Here is an 18,909-nt window from a genome sequence, read left to right as displayed (position 1 = left end):
GGCAATTAAAGGTGTGAAGGGGGCTCGCGTCAGGCGATCGTCTCGGGGGCACAAACCCGGCCGCTTTCGGCTGCCTGGCGGATCGCCTCGACCAGGGCCAGCGTGCGGCCACCATCTGCAGCATCGGTCAAGGGGGCCTCTTCACCGCGGGCGACGCGAATGAAGTGCTGCAATTGCAAGGTCAACGCTTCACCTGCCGGCGTTTCGGCGCCACTTTGCAGCAAGGGTGTGTGCCAGCCGGAGCCTGCTTCGCCGTACTGCCAGTGCTTGAGCTGCGGAATGCTCAGCGCGCCGTGGCTGCCGGCCAGCAGGTAGCAGGGCTGGCCGTCCTGACGCGGGTAGATCGGGCTCTCGCCGGACGTCAACTCCCAGCTCCAGGGGGCAGCCACCGCGTCCGAACCTGTCAGGCTGCCCAGCGCCCCGTTGGCGAACTGCAGCAGCACGGCGGCGCTGTCTTCATTGGCATACCCACGCACATCGTTGCGGGTGAACGCCTGCACCTGCACGACCTCGCCGCACAGGTAGCGCAGCAGGTCGAGGTCGTGAATCAGGTTGGTCAGCAAAAAACCGGCGCCCGGCTCGCGGCGCCAGGGGGTGTCGAAGTAGCTGTCGGGCTTCTGCAACTGCCACAGCGCAGTGACATTGATCAGCCTACCCAGCGCCCCCTCGGCAATCAGGCCGCGCGCGCTGGCGATCAGCGGGTTGTGCCGACGATGGTGGCCAACCAGTACAGGCACGCCACAGCGCTTGGACGCTTCGACCAACGCACGGACTTCGTCCAGGTGCACGCCCACAGGCTTTTCCACCAGCACCGGCACGCCGGCTGCGATGCAATCGAGCGCGGTGGCCACGTGCAGGTTGTTGGGGTTGGCGACGATCACGGCCTCGGGTTTGACGCTGGCCAGCATCTGCCGGTGATCGGCGTAATAGGCCACCCCGCATTCGGCGGCGAAAGCCTCAGCCTGCGGGCCGGGGTCTGCCACCGCGCACAACTGCGCTTGCGGCAGCTGGCGCAGGTGCTGGTAGTGCTGGCGGCCCATGATACCGGCGCCAATCAGGGCGATACGAAGCGGTGCATTCAACGGACTGTCCTCTTGTCATTGTTGTCGGGCATAAATTACGGAACAGTGTTCCAGTATTTACACTTGACAATTTAGAACCCGGGTCCGCTTTACAGAAGCGCCGCCTGCACAGACTGTGCGGTTATCGACCACTAATGAACAGGCGACGCTTTAGGCAAACAGCTCACTGGCCTGGCTTGCCGCCGACAGTTCGCCCACTGCCGCCAATAAAAGGCTAGCCAGTTCAGGCAGGCGCCCTTGCGCCAGCCGGGCACTGGGACCGGCGATGCTCAGCACCCCGATCACCTCGTCAGTGCGTGGGCGCCGCACCACGGCGGCCAACGCTGACGTGCCCACCGCTGAGGTCTGCTCGACCCAGGCATAGCCACGCTCCCGTGCACGCTGTAGGTAGCCCAGCAGTTCATCCGTGGAACGCGGCGCATTCGGGCCGAACTGTGCCGGGTCGGCGATGCCTTGGCGCAAGACCATCTGCAGCGCTTCGTCGTCGCTCAGGCTGGCCAGCCAGGCATGCCCGGAGGCGGTGTAGAACAGCGGGGCATCGCGGCCCATGTCGGGGTCGTAGCGCAAGCCGGAGCGCGCGCCCTGGGACTTGGCGATCCAGGTCTGGCGGCTGCCTTCGATCACGCCCAGGCGCACCAGCTCGCCGCTGTCCTGGGCCAGGCGATCGAGAATCGGCTGAATGATGTCGGCGCCACTGCTGGACAGGTAGCGAAAGCCCATCGCCACCAGCTTGGCAGACAGCTGATAGCGGCTGTTGTCGCGGTTCTGCCGCACGTAGCCCAGGCGGATCAGCTCGGCCAGCATGCGGTGGGTGGCGCTCTTGGGGATCTCCAGGCGCTCGGCCAACGTCTGCAGGGCAAGGCCCTCAGGCTCGCCGGTCAGGCTTTCTACAAGACTGAAGGCGCGTTCGATCTGACTACCAGCCATGGCTAAGGTCCCTGAAAAATGGATGAATTCTGGAAGATGATTCCACAGCCACGGCCATCGGCGCAGCAGGCGGGCGTTGAAGTGTCCGGTTATCGACCAGTTCTGCACGGCCTCACTTGCATCCGGCACCGTCTCACATAAAGAATATGGAATCACGTTCCAATAATAATACCGGAGACCCTGCGATGCCTACCGACACCTTGCAAGCCGAATACGACGTTCTGGTCATTGGCTCAGGCGCAGCCGGCCTGGCCGCAGCGGTAACGGCAGCCTGGCATGGGCAGCGCGTGATGCTGGTAGAGAAAGCGCCGGTGTTTGGCGGTGCCACGGCCTGGTCCGGAGGCTGGGCCTGGGTACCCCGCAACCCGCTGGCCCGCCGCGCCGGCATCGTCGAAGACATCGAACAGCCTCGCACCTACCTGCGTAACGAATTGGGCACGCATTACGATGCTGAACGGGTTGATGCCTTCCTCGAGGCCTGCCCGCACATGGTCGCCTTTTTCGAGAAACACACTGCGCTGCAGTTTGTCGACGGCAACGCCATCCCCGACATGCATGGCGACACACCCGGCGCCGCCACCGGTGGGCACCAGGTGATCGCCGCGCCCTATGATGCCCGCGAGGTCGGCGCGCTGTTGCCCCGCCTGCGCAAGACCCTGCGCGAGACCTCGTTCATGGGCATGCCGATCATGGCCGGCCCTGACCTGGCCGCCTTCCTCAACATGACCCGCTCGCCACGGGCCTTCTTGCATGTGTGCAAGCGCTTTGGCCGCCACCTGTACCACCTCGCCCGCCATGGCCGGGCCATGCACCTGGTCAACGGCGTAGCCCTAGTGGCGCGCCTGGCCAAATCGGCCGAAGACCTGGGCGTGCGGCTGCTGGAATCTGCCCCGGCCAAGCGCCTGCTGATTGAGCACGGCCAAGTGCGCGGCGCCGTGATAGGCACACCGCAGGGTGACCTTACCGTCCGGGCGAAAGCCGTGGTGCTCGCCGCCGGGGGCTTCCCCAACGACAGTACGCGGCGCCGGCAGCTGTTTGCGCGTGATGCCAGTGGCCATGACAACCTCGCCCTGCCCCCGCAGTCCTGCTCGGGCGATGGCCTGCGCCTTGGCGAATCGGCAGGCGGTGTGGTGGCCACCGACCTGAAATCTGCAGTGGCCTGGGCACCGGTCTCCAAAGTGCCGCACCGCGACGGCAGCGTCGGCCACTTCCCGCACATCATCGAACGCGGCAAGCCCGGCGTTATTGGCGTGTTGGCCAGCGGTAAGCGCTTCGTCAACGAGGCGCACGGCTATTACGACTATGTGTCAGCCATGCTCGAGGCGGTGCCGCCGGGCGAGGAAGCCTGCTCGTGGCTGATTTGCGACCACCGCTTCTTGCGGCGTTACGGCCTCGGTCACGCCCGGCCTGCGCCGTTGCCAGTATGGCCGCACCTGCGCAGTGGCTACCTCAAGCGCGGTGCCAGCCTCGAACAATTGGCCCGCGCCTGCGGCATCGACCCTGTCGGCTTGAGTGCCACCGTCGCGGAGTACAACAGCCATGCGCGCCACGGCAAGGACCCGGCCTTTGGCCGCGGCTCCACGCCGTTCAACCGCAAGCAGGGTGACCCGGCGTACAGCGGGCCGAACCCGTGCGTGGCGCCGATCGAACAAGGGCCGTTCTATGCTGTGAAGGTTCAGCCCGGTTGCTTTGGCACCTTTGCCGGCTTGCGCACCGATGGCCATGCGCGGGTACTGGATGAGCAAGGCCAGCCGATTGGCGGGCTTTATGCCGCCGGTACCGACATGGCCAGTGTGTTTGGCGGCTGGTACCCCTCAGGTGGCATCAACCTGGGCCCGGCGCTGACGTTCGGTTACGTGGCCGGGCGGCATATTGCCGGGGCGCAGGCGCCCGAATAAGGCCACCGTTTGGCGGCCATCGGGTAAAAACTGTACAAAAAAATCATCCTGTATAGCTTTGCGGTGAAAGCTAAACTATACCTGTACAAGAAAACTTTTTTGTACAGGAAAGTGAATGCACAGCTACCTGCAAACCTTCGCCGAACGCTTTGCCAGCCTCGATGCGCACACCCTCGACATGCTCGGTGACCTGTACAGCGAGGACGTGACCTTTCGCGACCCCCTGCACCAGATCAGCGGCTTGCCTGCGCTGCGGGGGTACTTCGCGCAGCTGTACGCGAACGTGCAGGAGGTTCGCTACACCTTCGAGGGTTACGACGAAGTGCAGCCGGGGCACGGGTACCTGCGCTGGACCTTGCATTTTCGCCACCCTCGCCTAGGCAATGGCGCGCTGATCAGCCTGCAAGGCTGCAGCCACCTGCGTTGGCACGAGCGGGTTCACTTTCATCAGGATTACTTCGACGCCGGTGCGCTGCTTTACGAGCACGTCCCCATCATGGGCAGCGCGGTCCGCTGGCTCAAAGGCAGGCTGGCATGAGCCGCTGCTGGGTGACCGGTGCCAGCAGTGGCATGGGCGCGGCGCTGGCCCTGCGCTTGCTGGAGCAGGGGCATCAGGTGGCCTTGGGTGGCCGCCAGGCCGACCGCTTGGCAGCCTTAGCGGCGCGGTTTGCGCAGCAGGCCATGCTGGCCATCGGCGATAACGACGAACCGGGCCAGGTCGCCAAGGTTGCCGAGCAGATCGAGCATGCCTGGGGTGCACTCGACCTGGTGATCCTCAACGCGGGTACCTGCGAATACCTGGAACCAGGGCACTTCGACCCGGCGCTGGTCGAACGGGTGATGCGCACCAACCTGATCGGCACCAGCCACTGCCTTGCCGCTGCCCTGCCCTTGCTGCGCCGTGGCCAGCGCCCGCACCTGGTGGTGGTGGGCAGCTCGGTGAGCTGGCTGGCCCTGCCCCGTGCCGGCGCCTATGGCGCGTCCAAGGCGGCCTTGCGTTACCTGGTGGAGTCGCTGCGCATCGACCTGGTCCGCGAGGGCATTGATGTCACCCTCGTCAGCCCTGGCTTCGTCGACACGCCCTTGACCCAGCGCAACGACTTCCCCATGCCACAGCGCTGGAGCGCCGAGCGCGCCGCCGGGCACATCGTCGCGCGCTTGGCCAAACGCCCGCTGGAAATCAACTTCCCCGGCGCATTCACTTGGGTGTTGCGCCTGCTCGGCGCATTGCCGGTGCGCTGGCGTCTGCAGCTAGGCCAACGCCTGGCACGAAACCCACGGGAATAGCACGCCATGCGCATCGCAATCATCGGCAGCGGTATCGCTGGCCTCACCTGTGCCCACTTGCTCTCACGCCAGCATGCGCTGACGGTGTTCGAGGCGGCTGACTGGGTGGGTGGCCACACCCATACCGTCGACGTGAACTGGGGCGGCCAGCAGTATGCGCTGGACACCGGGTTCATCGTCTTCAACGATTGGACTTACCCGCATTTCATTCGCCTGCTCGAACACCTGGGGGTGGCTGCGCGGCCGACCCAGATGAGCTTTGCGGTGCATGACCCCGCCAGTGGCCTGGAGTACAACGGCCATGACCTCGACACCTTGTTCGCCCAACGGCGCAACCTGTTGTCACCTGGGTTCTGGGGCATGCTGCGCGACATCCTGCGCTTCAATCGCCAAGCCCTGGCCGACCTGGACAACCGGCGCATCGAAGAAGACACCACGCTGGGCAGCTACCTGCGCACACACGGCTATGGGCGGCGCTTCATCAACCACTACATCGTGCCCATGGGCTCGGCGATCTGGTCGATGTCACGCGCCGACATGCTGGGCTTTCCGTTGCAGTTTTTCGTGCGTTTTTGCCGCAACCACGGTTTGCTGTCGGTCAACCAGCGCCCGCAATGGCGGGTGATCGAAGGTGGCTCGCGCAGCTACGTGGCACCGTTGTGCCAGCCCTTTGCCGAGCGTATCCGGCGCAACTGCCCCGTGGCCCGGGTGATCCGTGACGCCGACGGCGTGACTGTGATCAGTGCTGCCGGTACCGAGCGCTTCGACAAGGTGGTGTTCGCCTGCCACAGCGACCAGGCCCTGGCCCTGCTGGCAACACCCAGTGCGGACGAGCGTGCGGTGCTGGGTACCCTCACCTACGCCAGCAATGATGTGGTGCTGCACACCGACACTCGCCTGCTACCGCGTCGGCGCAGAGCCTGGGCCAGCTGGAACTATCAGCTGGGCGGCGCCGAGCAGGCACCTGCGGCACTCACCTACAACATGAACATCCTGCAGGGCATCGACGCCCCGGTCACCTTCTGCGTGAGCCTCAACCAGACGGCGCAGATCGACCCAGCCCAGGTGCTCGCCCGCTTCAGCTACAGCCACCCGCAGTACAGCCTCGCGGCCTTGGCTGCACAGGCCCGCCAAGGCGAACTGCAGGGCCGCCAGCACAGCTACTACTGCGGTGCCTACTGGGGCAACGGCTTCCATGAAGACGGCGTGCTCAGCGCGTTGAAAGTGGCAGAATACTTCGGAGAGCGCTTGTGAACAGCAGCCTGTGTCATGGCTGGGTCAGCCATCGGCGGCTGACCCCGCGGCACCATGCATTCCGCTACCGGGTCGGCATGTTCTACCTGGACCTGGACGAGCAAAAACACTGGCGCGGCCTGTCGCGCTGGCTCGCGCGCTCGCGGCTGGCGCCCTTGTGCTGGCGGGAAACCGACTACCTGCCGGCACTGACCGCGCGTGGCATACCGTTGGCCCAGGCCGCCCGCCAGCTGGTCGGCCAAGCAACCGGGCACGCACCCCAAGGCGCGGTGCACCTGCTCACGCAACTGCGCTGCTGGGGGCTGTCGTTCAACCCGGTGAGCGTCTACTTCTGCCATGACCGCGACGGTCACCTGGTGGCGATACTGCTGGAGGTCCGCAATACCCCCTGGCGGCAGCGCCACCACTACGTGCTGCCGGTGCAAGACGGCCAACCCGACGCATTTAGCCTGGCCAAGGCGTTTCATGTATCGCCGTTCATGCCGCTGGACATGGACTACCGCCTGCGCTTCGTGCTCGACGGCCAGCGCGTCCACGTGCACATGGCGAACTGGCGCGATGGGCACAAGGTATTCGAGGCCCACCTGGCGCTGCGCCGCGAACCGCTGGACCGGCCCGCCTTGCACCGCTACATCCTGAGCTTCCCGTGGATGAGCCTGCGTACGGTGTCTGCCATCTACTGGCAGGCCCTGCGCCTGCTGCTCAAGCGCACCCCTGTCTACAACCACACCGCCAGCCAGGGCGACCTGAGCCTTGGCCACGCCTGTAAGGAACCTGATCATGTCCGACCCCACACTGAGCGTTAGCAAGTCGGCCGGCCTGACGCCGGTGCTTGGCAGCCTGGCCCGGATGGCCGTGCTGGCGCAATTGCGGCGCTTGAGCCAAGGCTGCCTGCGTTTGATCTGCAATGACCAGCACTGGAACTTCGGTGACGCCGGCAGCGCGCTGTATGCCGAAGTCGAGATCGTCGATGACGCCGCCTGGAGCCTGATCGCCGGCAACGGTTCGATCGGTGCTGGGGAGGCTTATATCCATGGCTACTGGCGCACCCCCGACCTGGCGGCGGTAACCCGCCTGTTCGTGGCCAACCTGGACGTGCTGGATGCCCTCGAAGGTGGCCTAGCGCGCTTCGGCCGCCCGGCACTGCGCCTGCTGCATCGCCTTAACCGCAACAGCCGACGCGGTGCGCGGCGCAACATCCTGGCCCACTACGACCTGGGCAATGCGCTGTTCGAACGGCTGCTCGACCCAACCCTGATGTATTCCGCGGCACAGTTCGACAGCCCCGAGCAGACCTTGGAGCACGCCCAGTTGAACAAGCTGGAGCGCATCTGCCAGAAGCTTGAGCTCAAGCCCCACGAGCACCTGCTGGAAATCGGCAGCGGCTGGGGCAGCTTGGCCATCCATGCCGCTACCCACTTCGGCTGCCGCGTGACCACCACGACGCTTTCCGAGGCGCAGTACGCGCACACGCTGCAACGCGTGCAGGCGGCAGGCCTGGAGCAGCGCATCACGGTACTGCGCCAGGACTACCGCGACTTGCAAGGGCGCTTCGACAAGCTGGTGTCGATCGAAATGATCGAAGCCGTCGGCCATCGTTACCTGCCCCTGTACTTTCGCCACTGCGCCGCGCTGCTCAAGGACGACGGCCTGATGCTGTTGCAGGCCATCACCATTCGTGACCAGCGCTATGAAAAGGCCCGGCGTTCGGTGGACTTCATACAACGCTACATCTTCCCCGGCGGCGCCCTCCCCTCACTAAGCGTCCTGCTCGACACCGCCAGCCGCCAGACGGCGCTGAACCTGGTGCACCTGGAGGACTTCGGCACCGACTATGCGCGCACCTTGCGCCATTGGCGCGACAACCTGCGCCATGCGCGCAACGCGTTGATGGAGTTGGGCTACGACGAAACCTTCCAGCGCCTGTGGGAGTTCTACCTGTGTTATTGCCAGGGCGGTTTCGAAGAGCGCGCCATTGGCGTGGCACAGCTGCTATGGGCCGCGCCCCAGGCCCGCCGCGCGCCCCTACCAGGCGCCTGACCAGGCAGGCAAAGGCTGCACACTTCCCGGTAGGAGCAGCCTTGTGCTGCGAAGAGGCCAGTGAACATTACGAAGATCAACGATGCTGTCGCCGGCCTCTTCGCAGCACAAGGCTGCTCCTACAAAGGGCGGGACATGTGATCACTGCGGTATCGGCAACGCCAGGGTGATGCAGAAAACACGTGCCTGAGCCTGGCATGCAATGGCTGCACACTTCCCGGTAGGAGCAGCCTTGTGCTGCGAAGAGGCCAGTGAACATTGCGAAGATCTACGGTGCTGTCGCCGGCCTCTTCGCAGCACAAGGCTGCTCCTACAAAGGGCGGGTCATGTGATCACTGCGGGAGCGGCATCGCCAGGGTGATGCAGAAAACAGGCGCCTGACCAGGCTGGCAAAGGCTGCACACTTCCCGGTAGGAGCAGCCTTGCGCTGCGAAGAGGCCAGTGAACATTACGAAGATCAACGGTGCTGTCGCCGGCCTCTTCGCAGCACAAGGCTGCTCCTACAAAGGGCGGGTCATGTGATCACTGCGGGAGCGGCATCGCCAGGGTGATGCAGAAAACAGGCGCCTGACCAGGCAGGCAAAGGCTGCACACTTCCCGGTAGGAGCAGCCTTGCGCTGCGAAGAGGCCAGTGAACATTACGAAGATCAACGGTGCTGTCGCCGGCCTCTTCGCAGCACAAGGCTGCTCCTACAAAGGGCGGGTCATGTGATCACTGCGGGAGTGGCATCGCCAGGGTGATGCAGAAGGTAGTACCCGCCTGCTCGGTCGATGTGACCGAAACTTCACCTGCATGCGCCTGGGCTATCTGCCTGACAATAAACAGCCCCAGCCCAATGCTGCCGGCCTTTGCAGCCCGTTGCTGGCCGCGTACCAGCGGCTCGAACAGGCGCCCAAGCAGCTCGGCAGGGATGGGTACGCCCCAATTGTGTACGCTCACGGTAGCTGCACGCCCATAACTGCGCGATGTCACTTGTATGGGCGCACCGCGCTCGCCATAGGCGACGGCATTGGCGACCAGGTTGCTGACGGCTTGATGAAGGCGGTCTTTGTCGAACAGGGCGCTGCGCTCGCCCAGGTGCAGGTGAATCAAGGGGTAATCGGGGCAGGTCAGGCGCAGCTCTTCCACGCACCTTGCAACAGCCTCTGACAGGTCGCACAGCACAGGATGCAGGGCAATGCCTCGCCCTTCTTGCAGCAACGTGTAGTCCAGAAGGTCCGCCACCAGCCGCTGGGCCCGCGCCACCGAATCGCTGATGGTGCCCAGCAGCTTGAGCGTATCGGCAGTGTGCTGGCGACGCGACAGCAACTCTGCAGCCATGCTCACGGCCTGCAGCGGTGTACGCAGGTCATGGCAGACCATGCCCAGCATCTGCTGGGGCGACACGGTCGGCTTGTACATCGGCGCCGGTAAAGGGGGCATCAGGGCGAGGGAAAGCACGGGGCAAACTCCTATGGCGGAACAGGTTCAACGGGAGGCAGGAGCAGCATGTGCCCTCTACCCGGGCGGGTCTGTTCGCTACCGTACAGACCCAGCCTGCCTGCCCCACGCACACTGCTTATCTACCGGTCAGCTCACGGCACCCGACACCCATGGACAACCCTTGGCTTCGCGCACTCAGCTACGTGCAACGCCTGGCCAACCGTGCCCGGCGCTGGCGCGCGCCACGGCACGCGTTCACCTACGAAAGCCTGCTGCGCTCGGAGCTGTACAGCGCCAAGCAACTGGCCGAGCACGGCACCTGGCTCGCCAGCCAGCACCGCTTGAGCCAGTTGCCTGCCGACGATTCGCTGCTCGACCGCCTGGCCGATAACGAACGCATGCTCTACGCAAGCTGTACCGCCCTCGCCGCCGCCCTGCCCGACTCACGCCCGACGCTGCCTGCCGCGCAGTGGCTGCTCGACAACTTTTACCTGGTCGAAAGCCATATCCGCATCGCCAAACGCCACCTGCCCAGCGATTACAGCCTGCAACTGCCCCGGCTGGACAATGGCGCCTCTAGCGGCTTGCCGCGGGTCTATGACATTGCACTGGAAACCATCTGCCACGGCGATGGCCGGGTCGACGTCGAGAGCCTGAGCCACTTTGTCGAGGCCTATCAGCAAACCGCCACGCTGACCCTGGGCGAGCTCTGGGCGATCCCGATCATGCTGAGGCTGGCGCTGATCGAGAACCTGCGCCGCGTGGCCGCCCGGGTCATGGCCAACGGGGCGGACCGCGACCTGGCCAATGGCTGGGCCGACACCCTCAGCGAAACCGCCGAACGCGATGCCAAAAGCGTGGTGCTGGTGGTCGCCGACATGGCCCGCTCAGAACCACCGATGACCGCCGCCTTCGTCGCCGAGCTGGCCAGGCGGCTGCAGGGTCACAGCAGCGCGTTGACCCAGCCATTGGCCTGGATCGAGCAACTGCTGGGCGAGTCGGCAATGAGCATCGAGCGCCAGGTGCAGCTCGATGCGCAACAGCAGGCCATCGACCAGGTCTCTATCAGCAACAGCATCGGCAGCCTGCGGCTGCTGTCGACCGTGGACTGGCGGCTGTTCGTCGAACACCTGAGCCATGTCGAGCACGTACTCGGCCAAGACCCCGCCGCCGTGTACGCAGCCATGGACTTCGCCAGCCGTGATCACTATCGGCACATCGTCGAACGGCTGGCGCGGCACAGCGCCTTCAGTGAAGAACAGGTGGCCCACACCGCCATCGAACTGGCGCGTGCCGCAAGCGCGACGTCGCACTCACAGGCAGCCCACGTCGGCTATTACCTGGCAGGCGCTGGCCTGGCGTTGCTGGAACAGCGCCTGGGGGCGCGGGTGGCGCTTGCCGAGCGCTGGCAGCGCCTGTTGCACCGAGCACCGCTGGCGTTCTACCTGGTGCCGTCGGCACTGCTCTCATGCCTGCTGGCCTGGGGCTTCGTCGCGGGCATGGCCGCCGAGGGCTGGCCTACCTGGGCAGTGGCGGCCATGGCCCTTCCCGTGCTGCTGACCACCAGCCGGCTTGCCATCGGCCTGGTCAACTGGCTGGTGACCCTGACCGTGAAGCCTGCGTTTCTGCCACGGCTGGACTACGCCGCGGGGATTCCCGTCGAGGCCCGCACCCTGGTCGTGGTGCCGAGCCTGCTGGGCAACGCGGCCGACGTCGAAGAGCTGGTCGAAGGCCTTGAGGTGCGCTACCTGGCCAACCGTGATGACCACCTGCATTTCGCGCTGTTGAGCGACTTCATGGACGCCCCCACACAAACCTGCGCCGAAGACACGGCCCTGCTCGACCTCGCCAGTGACGGTATTGGTGCACTGAACAAGAAATACGGTGAGCGCTTCTTCCTGTTGCACCGGCCGCGGCTGTGGAACCCCACCGAACGATGCTGGATGGGCCACGAGCGCAAGCGCGGCAAGCTCGCAGCGCTCAATGCCTTGCTGCGCAGACGCGGGGCCGAGTGCTTCATGCGCATCGTCGGCGACCTGCGCACGCTCGATCGGGTGCGCTACGTCATCACCCTGGACACCGACACCCAGTTGCCACGCGATGTGGCGCAGAAGTTTGTCGGTGCCATGCAGCACCCCTTGAACCGCGCCTGCTTCGATGCCGACAGCGGCCGAATCCAGTCAGGCTACGCGATCCTGCAACCACGGGTCGGCATCAGCCTGCCCAGCGTGTCGCGCTCCCCCTACGCCCGCCTGTTCGGCAGCGATGCCGGGGTCGACCCTTACACCCTGGCGGTGTCGGACGTGTACCAGGACCTGTTCCTCAGTGGCTCCTTCATTGGCAAGGGCATCTACGCCGTGGATGCCTTCGAGCGGGCCCTGGACGGGCGCTTTGCCGACAACCGTGTACTCAGCCACGACCTGATCGAAGGCTGCTACGCCCATGCCGGCCTGCTCAGTGACGTGCAGTTGTTCGAGGCGTATCCGGCGCGTTACAGCGCCGATGTAAAGCGCCGCCACCGCTGGATACGCGGCGATTGGCAACTGCTGCCGTGGCTGGTGCCGTGGCTGCGCACCGGCGTCGAAGGCCAGGCGCAGCGCCCGCTGAGCGCGCTGTCGCGGTGGAAGATCTTCGACAACCTGCGCCGCAGCCTGGAGCCGGCCGCGCTGCTGACGGCATTGCTGTGGGGCTGGCTGGCCAGCACCACGCCGCTGCTGTGGACCGTCGCACTGCTGGGCCTGCTGCTGACCCGCCCACTGCTGGACACGCTGCTCGAACTGGTGCGCAAGACCACTGATGTGCCACTGGCCGAGCACCTGCTTGCCGCCCTGCACACCTCGGGCATCTACTTCGTGCGGGCCGGGTTGTCGCTGGCCTGGTTGCCGTTCGAGACCCGCTACAGCCTGGATGCCATCGCCCGCACGCTGTGGCGGCTGACCGTGAGCAAACGCCGGCTGCTGCAGTGGAACCCTTCGCGGGAGGATGAACGCAACAGTGCCGATACCCTGCAGGCGGTGTATCGCGAGCAATGGGTACAGCCCGCCCTGGTGCTGCTGCTGACGGGCGCCTTGGCGCTACACCCCAGTGTCCTGCTGCTGGCGTCGCCCATTCTCGCGCTGTGGCTGCTTGGCCCGGCCCTGGCCTGGTGGCTGAGCCGCACGCGCGGGCGCAGCGTGTTTGCACCGCAGCCCCAGGACTTGCGTTTTCTGCACCGGCTGGCCAGGCGCAATTGGGCCTTCTTCGACCGCCATGTAGGACCTGCCGACAACTGGCTGCCGCCCGACAACCTACAGGAGCCGCCCTTCCCCAACATCGCTCACCGCACGTCGCCGACCAACATCGGCATGGCCCTGCTCTCGCACTTGGCCGCCCATGATTTTGGTTACCTGACGGCCGGCCGCCTGTTCCAGCGCCTGACCCAGATGCTCGACAACCTGGACCACCTGGAGCGCTACAAGGGGCACTTCTACAACTGGTACGACACCCAGACCCGCGCGCCCTTGCACCCGCTGTACATTTCTGCGGTGGACAGCGGCAACCTGGCGGCCCTGCTGCTGACGCTCAAGCCCGGGCTGCTGGCGATGGCCGATACCCCCGTGCTCGACCGCCGCCTGAGCCAGGGCCTGCTGGACACGCTCGATATCCTGCACGAAACGTTCGCCACCGCAGGCCGGGCTGGCGAACCGCTGGAAGCGCTGGGCAAACAGCTGCGGCAAGCCCATGAGCAACCGGCCCCGTTGCCTGCCTCGTTGATGCAACAGCTCGCCGAGCAAGTACAAGGGCTGATCCAACAATCCGCCCCGCCCGCTACCGAGGCCGACGATTGCCTGTTCTGGCTGGAGGCCCTGCATCAGCAATGCCTGGACCTGGCTGGCGAACTGCACGCCTTGCAACTGCCACCCGGCAATGCGCCGGCGCTTCAGGCAGCGTTGAGCTGGCGCCAGCTTGCGCAGCTAGAGCCGGACCACTGGCCCGCCGACGAACGCCTGACCGTGGCCACCGTCCGCACGCAGGCCTGCCAGCGCATCGAGCAAGCGCACAGCCTGGCGCAGCGGATCGCCGCCATCGCCAGCATGGACTTCAGCTTCCTCTACGACACCCAGCGCGACCTGTTCGCCATCGGCTACAACGCCGATGAACATCGCCTGGACACCGCGTTCTATGACTTGCTGGCCTCGGAAATGCGCCTGACCAACTTCGTGGTCATCGCCCAGGGCCAGGTCCCCCAGGCCAGTTGGTTCGCCTTGGGCCGGCTACTCACCAGCAATGCCGGTGTGCCGGTGCTGTTGTCGTGGTCGGGGTCGATGTTCGAATACCTGATGCCGCTGCTGGTGATGCCGAGCTACGAAGGCACCTTGCTCGACCAGACCTGCCGCGCCGCGGTCGAACGGCAGATCGACCACGGCAACCTGCTGGGCATCCCATGGGGCGTTTCTGAGTCGGCCTACAACGCCTTGGACGCTCACCTGAACTACCAATATCGCGCGTTTGGCGTACCCGGCCTGGGCCTCAAACGCGGCCTGGGCGAAGAACGCGTGGTCGCCCCCTACGCTAGTGCGCTGGCCCTGTTGGTAGCGCCGGGCGCCGCCTGCCGTAACTTGCAACGCCTGAGCAAGCTGGGGCTGGCTGGCCGCTTCGGGCTGTACGAAGCCATTGACTACAGCGAGGCGCGCCTCCCCCCGGGCCAGAGCGCCGTGGTGATCCGCTCGTTCATGGCTCACCACCAGGGCATGAGCCTGCTGGCCCTGACTTCCTTGTTGCTGGACAAACCCATGCAACGGCGCTTCACCTCCGACCCGCAATGCCAGGCCAGCCTGCTGCTGTTACAGGAACGCGTGCCGAAAACCGCCGCGCCGTACCTGCATACCCTGCAGGCACCGGCCGTGGACGCGGCAGGCCACACAGGCGAAACCCGGCTACGGGTGTTCAGCGAACCGAACCGGCGCCACCCCGCCGTGCAACTGCTTTCCAATGGCCGCTACCACGTCATGGTCAACCATGTCGGCAGTGGCTACAGCCAGCGCAATGGCTTGGCCGTGACCCGTTGGCGCGAAGACGCCACCCGCGATGACTTGGGCAGCTTCTGCTACCTGCGGGACGTCGCCAGCGGTGCATTCTGGTCAACCACTTACCAGCCCACGCGGCACCGCGGCAGTAATCAGGAGGCTATTTTCAGCGATGGCCGCGCCGAGTTCCGCATCCGTGAAAACGACTTCGACTGCCATACCGAAATAGCCGTGTCCCCCGAAGACGACATCGAACTGCGACGCCTGCACCTGACCAACCACAGTGACCAGCCGCGCACCCTGGAGCTGACCAGCTACGCCGAAGTGGTGCTGGCACCGGCGCTCAGCGATGCCCTGCACCCGGCATTCAGCAAGCTGTTCGTGCAGACCGAACTGGTCCGCCCGCTGCAGGCCATCATCTGCACCCGGCGGCCGCGCTCGCAGCAGGACGCGGTGCCGTGGATGTGCCATGTGTTGGCCGTGCATGGCGCCGACATCGATGCGGTGTCTTACGAAACCGACCGTGCGCGTTTCATTGGCCGTGGCCGCACCCTGGTGGCCCCGGCGGCACTGGACCGCCACACCGAGGCCTTGTCCGACAGTGCCGGGGCAGTGCTGGACCCGATCGTGGCGATTCGCTGCCGCATCAGCCTGGCGCCTGGCCAGAAGGCCACGGTCGACCTGGTCACCGGCGTGACCGACAGCCGCGACGCCTGCCTGCAGCAGATTGCCAGGTACCGCGACCGGCACTTGGCCGACCGGGTGTTCGACCTGGCCTGGCCACACAGCCAGGTGCAGTTGCGACAGCTGAATGGGTCGCTCAACGATGCCCGGCTGTTCGAGCAGATGGCCGCGTCGGTGCTCTACCCCAACGCGGCGCTGCGGGCCAGCGGCGCCCTGCTGGCCAGCAACCGGCGCAGCCAGTCGGGCCTGTGGGGCCAGGGGCTGTCGGGGGACCTGCCGATCGTGCTGGTGCAGATTGCTGACCCGGCCAACCTGCACCTGGTCAAGCAAATGGTGCTCGCCCATGCCTATTGGCGACAGAAGGGTTTGGCGCTGGACCTGGTGATCTGGAACGAAGACCAGGCCGGCTACCGCCAGCAATTGCAGGAGCAGATCATGGGCATCGTCACCTCCGGCAGCGAGGCTGCGCTGCTCGATCGCCCCGGCGGGATCTTCGTGCGCCCGGCGCAGCAACTGTCGGCAGAGGACCGCACCCTTACCCTGTCGGTGGCGCGGCTGGTGCTCAGCGACAGCCACGGCACGCTGGCCGAGCAATTGCATCACCGCCACGCGCCGCCTGCCCCCGCCGTGTTCGAGGCGACCCTGGCCTACCCCCCGAGCAAACTCGATAGCCGCTCGCTGGCAGACGCACCGGCACGGGTGCTGGGCAACCGCTACGGCGGTTACAGCGCCGATGGCCGTGAGTACGTCATCGCCCATGCTGATGGCCTGCCACCCCCGGCGCCGTGGGTCAATGTCCTGGCCAACCCGCAGTTTGGCAGCGTGTTGTCGGAGGCCGGCAGTGCCTATACCTGGTACGAGAACGCCCACGAATACCGCCTGACCCCTTGGCACAATGACCCGGTTTGCGACCCCAGCGGCGAAACCCTTTACCTGCGTGACGAAGACAGCGGGCAGTGTTGGTCGCCCACCCCGATGCCTTGCCCAGGCCCTGGCCGTTATCGCACCCGGCATGGCTTTGGCTACAGCGTTTTCGAATACGCCGACGACGGCCTGGACAGCGAGCTGTGGGTGTATGTCGCGCTGGATGCGCCGATCAAGTTCAGTCGGCTCAAGCTGCATAACCGCTCGACGCAGGCGCGACGGTTGTCGGTGACCTGCTTTGTCGAGTGGGTGCTGGGCGACCTGCGCAGCAAGTCGGCCATGCACGTGGTGACTGAAATCGACCCAGCCAGCGGCGCCGTGTTTGCCCGTAACCGCTATGCCGAGGCGTTTGCCCGGCATGTGGGCTTTGTCGATTGCGACCTGCCCTTGTATGGCATTACCTGTGACCGCAGCGAGTTCCTCGGGCGCAATGGCGATTGCCAAGCCCCGGCAGGCCTGCGCCAGGCGCGGCTGTCAGGGCGCACGGGCGCCGGGCTGGACCCGTGCACGGCCGTGCAGGTCAGCGTCCTGCTGCAAGCGGGCGAAAGCCGCGACGTGGTGTTCCGCCTGGGTGCCGGGCCAAACGCCGAGGCCGCCAGCCACTGCGTGCAGCAATACCGAGGGCTGCGCGCGGCCCTGGACGCTCTGGCAAAGGTCCAGGCCTACTGGCGCGACACCTTGGGCAGCGTGCAGATCGAAACCCCCGAGCCGTCCCTGGATGTGCTGGCCAACGGTTGGTTGCTGTACCAGGTGATTGCCTGCCGTTTCTGGGCGCGCAGCGGCTTTTACCAGTCTGGCGGCGCCATCGGTTTTCGCGACCAACTGCAAGACAGCATGGCCATGCTCCACGCCACCCCAGCCCTGGCCCGCCAGCACCTGCTGGCGTGCGCCGCGCACCAGTACGCCGAAGGCGATGTGCAGCACTGGTGGCACCCACCGCTGCAGCGCGGGGTGCGTACCCGCTGCTCCGACGACTTGCTGTGGCTGCCGCTGGCAACCTGCCGTTATGTGGCACTGACAGGCGACCACGCGGTGCTGGACGAGCCGGTCGGGTACCTGCAAGGGCGTGCGCTGAATGCCGGCGAAGAGTCCTATTACGACCTGCCCACCCAGGCGAACCTGTTCGAGAGCCTGTACCAGCATTGCCAACGCGCCCTCGGCCATGCCCTGCAATATGGTGCCCACGGCCTGCCGTTGATGGGCAGCGGGGACTGGAACGACGGCATGAACCGCGTCGGTGAACAAGGCCTGGGCGAAAGCGTGTGGCTGGGGTTCTTCGGCCACGAGGTGTTGCGGGCGTTCGCCAGCGTCGCCCTGGGCCACGGCGACAGCGCCTTCGCCCTGCAGTGCAGCCGCCAGGCCGCCACCCTTGCCGAGCACCTGGAGCAGCATGCCTGGGACGGTGGCTGGTACCGCCGCGCCTGGTTCGACGACGGCCAGGTGCTCGGTTCGGCCAGCAACCAGGAGTGCCGCATCGACTCGCTGGCGCAGAGCTGGGCAGTGCTGTCCGGGGTTGCCCCGCATGGACGGGCACGGGCCGCCATGGCCGCGCTGGACAAACACCTGGTGCGCCGCGACATCGGCATCGTCAAGCTGCTCGACCCCCCCTTCGACCACGGCGACCTCGACCCCGGCTACATCAAAGGCTACCTGCCCGGCGTGCGCGAAAATGGCGGGCAGTACACCCACGCGGCCATCTGGGCGAGCATGGCCTATGCCAGCCTGGGCGATGCCGCCAAGGCCTGGGAACTGCTGCGCTTGATCAACCCGGTGCGCCAGGGCAGCAATGGGTTGATCGACACGTACAAGGTCGAGCCCTATGTGATGGCCGCCGATGTCTACGCCGTCGCCCCCCACGCAGGGCGCGGGGGCTGGAGCTGGTACACCGGCTCCGCTGGCTGGATGTACCGGCTGATCGTAGAGAGCCTGCTGGGCCTGCAACGCTGCGGGGACACCCTGCGGATTCAGCCGCTGCTGCCAGCGGACTGGCCCGGGTACACCCTGCACTACCGATTCGGCAGTACCCCGTACCGCATTGAAGTACGCAACGGCGCTAATGCCGAACTGACCCTGACCCTCGACGGCCAGCGGCTGGCCCAAGCAGTGCTGCCGCTGAAGGATGATGGCGTACTGCACCAGGTGATCGCCGAGTACCAGCCGTCCCCTTTGCCTATCAACTGAAGGCAGCCAGGAGGCAGCATGTCGTGATCGCTTTTTATCCCGACGACAAGACGTACTGCGTTCAATCGTAACCAACCCATCGCCCCTCCCCACCGGAGGATATGTCCAGCTCGGCCAAGCTATCAATAGTTATACGAGAGTCAGGACTGAGTGCATGTTTGGTTGGCGCTATAGGGTCATCTGGCCCCTGAGACGCTTCGAAA

General features: G+C 65.7%; 10 protein-coding genes. 7 read left to right on the top strand and 3 right to left on the bottom strand.

The features are described from left to right. Positions 1 to 29: 29 nt before the first annotated feature. Both AB7M33_RS20315 and AB7M33_RS20310 read right to left on the bottom strand, forming a co-directional pair. Positions 30 to 1,082 (bottom strand): Gfo/Idh/MocA family protein, encoded by a 1,053-nt coding sequence (locus AB7M33_RS20315; RefSeq protein WP_454243441.1) that lies wholly within the window; start codon positions 1,080 to 1,082, stop codon positions 30 to 32. 150 nt (positions 1,083 to 1,232) lie between these two features. Next, positions 1,233 to 2,009, bottom strand: coding sequence for an IclR family transcriptional regulator (locus AB7M33_RS20310; protein ID WP_099429755.1), 777 nt, complete (start codon positions 2,007 to 2,009; stop codon positions 1,233 to 1,235). Positions 2,010 to 2,194: 185 nt separating this feature from the next. Between AB7M33_RS20310 and AB7M33_RS20305 the strand changes: the two genes are divergently transcribed. The 6 genes from AB7M33_RS20305 to AB7M33_RS20280 all read left to right on the top strand — a co-directional run bounded on the left by AB7M33_RS20305 (position 2,195) and on the right by AB7M33_RS20280 (position 8,488). Next, complete coding sequence (locus AB7M33_RS20305; protein WP_454243440.1) at positions 2,195 to 3,907, top strand: FAD-dependent oxidoreductase; 1,713 nt, start codon at positions 2,195 to 2,197, stop codon at positions 3,905 to 3,907. A 115-nt stretch (positions 3,908 to 4,022) separates the two neighbouring features. Continuing rightward, positions 4,023 to 4,445 carry a nuclear transport factor 2 family protein gene (locus AB7M33_RS20300; protein WP_027596246.1) on the top strand — a complete coding sequence of 141 codons (423 nt, stop codon included), beginning with the start codon at positions 4,023 to 4,025 and terminating at the stop codon, positions 4,443 to 4,445. After that, the gene (locus AB7M33_RS20295) at positions 4,442 to 5,194 is read left to right on the top strand and encodes an SDR family NAD(P)-dependent oxidoreductase (RefSeq protein ID WP_454243439.1); all 753 of its coding nucleotides are present in this window, start codon (positions 4,442 to 4,444) and stop codon (positions 5,192 to 5,194) included. The genes AB7M33_RS20300 and AB7M33_RS20295 overlap by 4 nt, the downstream gene beginning before the upstream one ends. Positions 5,195 to 5,200: 6 nt before the next feature. Then, on the top strand, positions 5,201 to 6,448 hold the full coding sequence (locus tag AB7M33_RS20290) for an NAD(P)/FAD-dependent oxidoreductase (protein WP_454243438.1): 1,248 nt from the start codon (positions 5,201 to 5,203) through the stop codon (positions 6,446 to 6,448). Then, the gene (locus AB7M33_RS20285) at positions 6,445 to 7,254 is read left to right on the top strand and encodes a DUF1365 domain-containing protein (protein ID WP_454243437.1); all 810 of its coding nucleotides are present in this window, start codon (positions 6,445 to 6,447) and stop codon (positions 7,252 to 7,254) included. The genes AB7M33_RS20290 and AB7M33_RS20285 overlap by 4 nt, the downstream gene beginning before the upstream one ends. Further along, a complete protein-coding gene (locus AB7M33_RS20280) occupies positions 7,229 to 8,488 on the top strand; it encodes a class I SAM-dependent methyltransferase (protein WP_454243436.1) in 1,260 nt (419 codons plus the stop codon). The genes AB7M33_RS20285 and AB7M33_RS20280 overlap by 26 nt, the downstream gene beginning before the upstream one ends. A gap of 712 nt (positions 8,489 to 9,200) precedes the next feature. Here AB7M33_RS20280 and AB7M33_RS20275 read toward each other — a convergent pair. Beyond that, the gene (locus AB7M33_RS20275) at positions 9,201 to 9,929 is read right to left on the bottom strand and encodes a sensor histidine kinase (protein WP_265970276.1); all 729 of its coding nucleotides are present in this window, start codon (positions 9,927 to 9,929) and stop codon (positions 9,201 to 9,203) included. Positions 9,930 to 10,081: 152 nt separating this feature from the next. Here AB7M33_RS20275 and AB7M33_RS20270 point away from each other — a divergent pair, with 152 nt between their 5' ends. Further along, positions 10,082 to 18,706, top strand: a complete 8,625-nt coding sequence (locus AB7M33_RS20270) for a GH36-type glycosyl hydrolase domain-containing protein (protein WP_454243435.1) — start codon at positions 10,082 to 10,084, stop codon at positions 18,704 to 18,706. Positions 18,707 to 18,909 lie beyond the last annotated feature (203 nt).

It is taken from the genome of Pseudomonas sp. Y3 TE3536 (assembly GCF_053629175.1).
The sequence above is the reverse complement of the archived record's forward strand: the minus strand, read 5'-3'. Positions and strand labels throughout refer to the sequence as shown.

Excerpts from the sequence above, each read along its gene's own strand:
- AB7M33_RS20310 (WP_099429755.1), bottom strand. The coding sequence starts at position 2,009 with ATGGCTGGTAGTCAGATCGAACGCGCCTTCAGTCTTGTAGAAAGCCTG.
- AB7M33_RS20280 (WP_454243436.1), top strand. The coding sequence starts at position 7,229 with ATGTCCGACCCCACACTGAGCGTTAGCAAGTCGGCCGGCCTGACGCCG.
- AB7M33_RS20300 (WP_027596246.1), top strand. The coding sequence starts at position 4,023 with ATGCACAGCTACCTGCAAACCTTCGCCGAACGCTTTGCCAGCCTCGAT.
- AB7M33_RS20305 (WP_454243440.1), top strand. The coding sequence starts at position 2,195 with ATGCCTACCGACACCTTGCAAGCCGAATACGACGTTCTGGTCATTGGC.
- AB7M33_RS20295 (WP_454243439.1), top strand. The coding sequence starts at position 4,442 with ATGAGCCGCTGCTGGGTGACCGGTGCCAGCAGTGGCATGGGCGCGGCG.
- AB7M33_RS20270 (WP_454243435.1), top strand. The coding sequence starts at position 10,082 with ATGGACAACCCTTGGCTTCGCGCACTCAGCTACGTGCAACGCCTGGCC.
- AB7M33_RS20290 (WP_454243438.1), top strand. The coding sequence starts at position 5,201 with ATGCGCATCGCAATCATCGGCAGCGGTATCGCTGGCCTCACCTGTGCC.